1 protein-coding gene is annotated in these 1632 nt (G+C 66.5%); it reads left to right on the top strand.

All coding sequences use genetic code 11. The annotated features are described in order from the left end of the window. Positions 1-1632, top strand: a 1632-nt coding sequence (locus tag NK1_RS33160; RefSeq protein ID WP_501193615.1) for an RNA polymerDNA-directed RNA polymerase subunit B, incomplete at both ends; no start/stop codon positions are given.

The raw sequence follows: 1632 nt of genomic DNA, 5'->3' as shown, positions 1-1632 counted from the left end.
ATCAACGGCACCGAGCGCGTGGTCGTCTCGCAGCTGGTGCGCTCGCCGGGTGTGTACTTCGACGAGTCGATCGACAAGGGCACCGAGAAGACGCTGCACAGCGTGCGCGTCATCCCGTCGCGTGGTGCGTGGCTGGAATTCGATGTCGACAAGCGCGACACCGTCGGTGTGCGTATCGATCGCAAGCGTCGTCAGCCGGTCACCGTGCTGCTGAAGGCGCTGGGCATGACCACCGAGGAGATCACCGAGCGTTTCGGTTTCTCCGAGATCATGCTGTCGACCCTGGAGAAGGACAACACCGCCGGCCAGGACGAGGCGCTGCTCGACATCTACCGCAAGCTGCGTCCGGGCGAGCCGCCGACCAAGGAGTCCGCGCAGACCCTGCTGGAGAACCTGTTCTTCAAGGAGAAGCGCTACGACCTGGCCCGCGTCGGCCGCTACAAGGTCAACAAGAAGCTGGGCGTCAACACCGGTGAGCCGGTGATCGGCTCGACGCTGAACCGCGAGGACATCGTCGCCACCATCGAGTACCTGGTGCGTCTGCACCAGGGCGACAAGCTGATGACCGTCCCCGGCGGCGTCGAGGTTCCGGTCGAGGTCGACGACATCGACCACTTCGGCAACCGTCGCCTGCGCACCGTCGGCGAGCTGATCCAGAACCAGCTGCGCGTCGGCCTCTCGCGGATGGAACGTGTCGTGCGTGAGCGTATGACCACCCAGGACGTCGAGGCCATCACCCCGCAGACCCTGATCAACATCCGCCCGATCACGGCGGCGATCCGGGAGTTCTTCGGCACCTCGCAGCTGTCGCAGTTCATGGACCAGAACAACCCGCTCTCGGGTCTGACCCACAAGCGTCGTCTGTCGGCGCTGGGCCCGGGTGGTCTGTCCCGTGAGCGCGCCGGCCTGGAAGTGCGCGACGTGCACCCCTCGCACTACGGCCGCATGTGCCCGATCGAGACCCCGGAAGGCCCGAACATCGGCCTGATCGGTTCGCTGTCGGTGTACGCGCGGGTCAACCCGTTCGGTTTCATCGAGACCCCCTACCGCAAGGTGGAGAACGGCCGGGTCACCGACGAGGTCAAGTACCTGACCGCCGACGAGGAGGACCGGCACGTCCGGGCCCAGGCGAATTCGCCCGTCGACGCCGACGGCAACTTCCTCGAGGAGCGCGTGCTCGCCCGCCGCGGTAACGAGGAGATGGAATACGTCTCCCCGGCCGAGGTCGACTACATGGATGTCTCGCCGCGCCAGATGGTGTCGGTGGCGACCGCCATGATCCCGTTCCTCGAGCACGACGACGCCAACCGCGCCCTCATGGGGGCGAACATGCAGCGTCAGGCCGTGCCGCTGATCCGTTCCGAGTCGCCGCTGGTCGGCACCGGTATGGAGCTGCGTGCCGCGGTGGACGCCGGCGATGTGGTCGTCAACGAGAAGCCCGGTGTGGTGGAAGAGGTTTCGGCCGACTACATCACCGTCATGCACGACGACGGCACTCGTAAGAGCTACCGGATGCGGAAGTTCGCCCGCTCCAACCAGGGCACCTGCGCCAACCAGCGCCCGATCGTGGACGAGGGCCAGCGGGTCGAGCACGGCCAGGTTCTGGCCGACGGCCCGTGCACCGAGAACGGT

It is taken from the genome of Nocardia kruczakiae NBRC 101016, assembly GCF_001612965.1.
Lineage (GTDB): Bacteria > Actinomycetota > Actinomycetes > Mycobacteriales > Mycobacteriaceae > Nocardia > Nocardia kruczakiae.
This window is presented reverse-complemented; position numbering and strand designations above follow the sequence as displayed.